Source organism: Shigella sp. FC1661, from assembly GCF_001712525.1.
Lineage (GTDB): Bacteria > Pseudomonadota > Gammaproteobacteria > Enterobacterales > Enterobacteriaceae > Escherichia > Escherichia coli.
On sequence record NZ_MDGW01000309.1, the window covers coordinates 1 to 1582 of the forward strand.

Below are 1582 nucleotides of genomic sequence, written 5' to 3' on the forward strand. Positions count from 1 at the left end.
AGTTCATTTTCCATCGTTTTCTTGCCGAGCAGGCGCTGGAGTTCTTTAATCTGCTTCATGGCGGCAGCAAGTTCAGAGGCAGGAACAACCTGTTCTCCGGCGGCCACAGCAGTAAGACTTCCTTCCTGGTATTGCTTACGCCAGAGAAATAACTGGCTGGCTGCTACACCATGTTGCCGGGCAACGAGGGAGACCGTCATCCCCGGTTCAAAGCTCTGCTGAACAATTGCGATCTTTTCCTGTGTGGTACGCCGTCTGCGTTTCTCCGGCCCTAAGACATCAATCATCTGTACTCCAATGACTAGTCTAAAAACTAGTATTAAGACTATCACTTATTTAAGTGATACTGGTTGTCTGGAGATTCAGGGGGCCAGTCTACTGGGGTCAGACCGGAGCCCTTATTATTCATGTGTGTCTCCTGTTCCATACAATTACCGCACATCCGATAGTATGTCACAGAAATGTGAAACAAAAGTGTAAGGCGAAGATCGGATGATCTTCGCCAGGCTATCAAGCGCGTTGACTGTCTTTCATCAACAAAGCGGTCATTGCGGAAATCAGGCATCCAGCCAGCAAATAAATGGCGACGCTATGCCAGTTCCCGGCAAAGTAAGTGATGAGTGCAGCGGCAATAAAAGGTGTAAATCCACCGCCAACCACACTGGCAACCTGATAACCGACTCCAGCGCCACTATAGCGATAACTGGCACCAAACATTTCGGTAAACATCGGTTGTTGCACACACACCACCATGTCATGCGCAATGTTTGCCAGCATTATGGAGAAGAAAACTATCCAGAAAATAGATTGTGCTTCAAGCGCCATAAAGAAAGGAAATGCGCTCAACGTTCCGATTAACGCACCTGTGATATAAACCCTACGGCGACCAAAACGATCGGCAAGCCAGGCAAAACAGGGAATTGTCAGGCAGCTTAATCCACCTACCAGCAAACCAATATTAAGGAAAAGTTCGCGCGGTAGCCCCATATTCTGGGTTGAATAATTAAGTGCAAAGGCAGTAACGATGTACATCGTCAGCAATTCGCACAGTCGTAGCGCAATAATCTTCAGGAAAGCACCGGGATGTCGTAACAGCGCTTCGATAACCGGGATGCGTTTTTTCGCGGCAGCTTGATAATGTTGCTGTTGTTCAAATTCCGCGGACTCCTCCATGCCATTGCGCACCCACAATGCTCCCAGTACCAGTACGATGCTAAACAGGAAAGGAATGCGCCAGCCCCAGCTTAAAAACTGTTCGTCAGTCGTCATCATACTGATCAATGAAACCAGTCCAGTTGAAAGCAGTAAACCTACACCGTAGCCAACTTGTACACCGCTACTGTAAAAGGCTTTTTTATTTTTTGGTGCACTTTCAACGGAAAGCAACGCCGCGCCTCCCCATTCGCCGCCGACGGCAAATCCCTGAATGGCACGCAGCGTCACCTGAACCGCCCCGGGTTTCCTGGAGAGTGTTTTATCTGTGAACTCAGGCTGCCAGATCATCGTTTCCGATGGAAGCATAATAAGCTTTTTCTGCTTCTGCCGGAGGAGTATGGCCCAGCCTTTCCAGCAATCGTCGATT

At 48.7% G+C, this 1582-nt stretch carries 1 protein-coding gene and 1 pseudogene; both read right to left on the reverse strand.

Translation table 11 applies throughout. The features are described 5' to 3' along the window. Positions 1-287, reverse strand: a 287-nt coding sequence (locus BFF42_RS16415; protein WP_000567737.1) for a transposase, incomplete at its 3' end; no start/stop codon positions are given. Between the two features lie 223 nt (positions 288-510). Beyond that, positions 511-1443, reverse strand: a pseudogene (gene shiA, locus BFF42_RS16425) (shikimate transporter); the annotation flags it as partial. Positions 1444-1582: the final 139 nt, after the last annotated feature.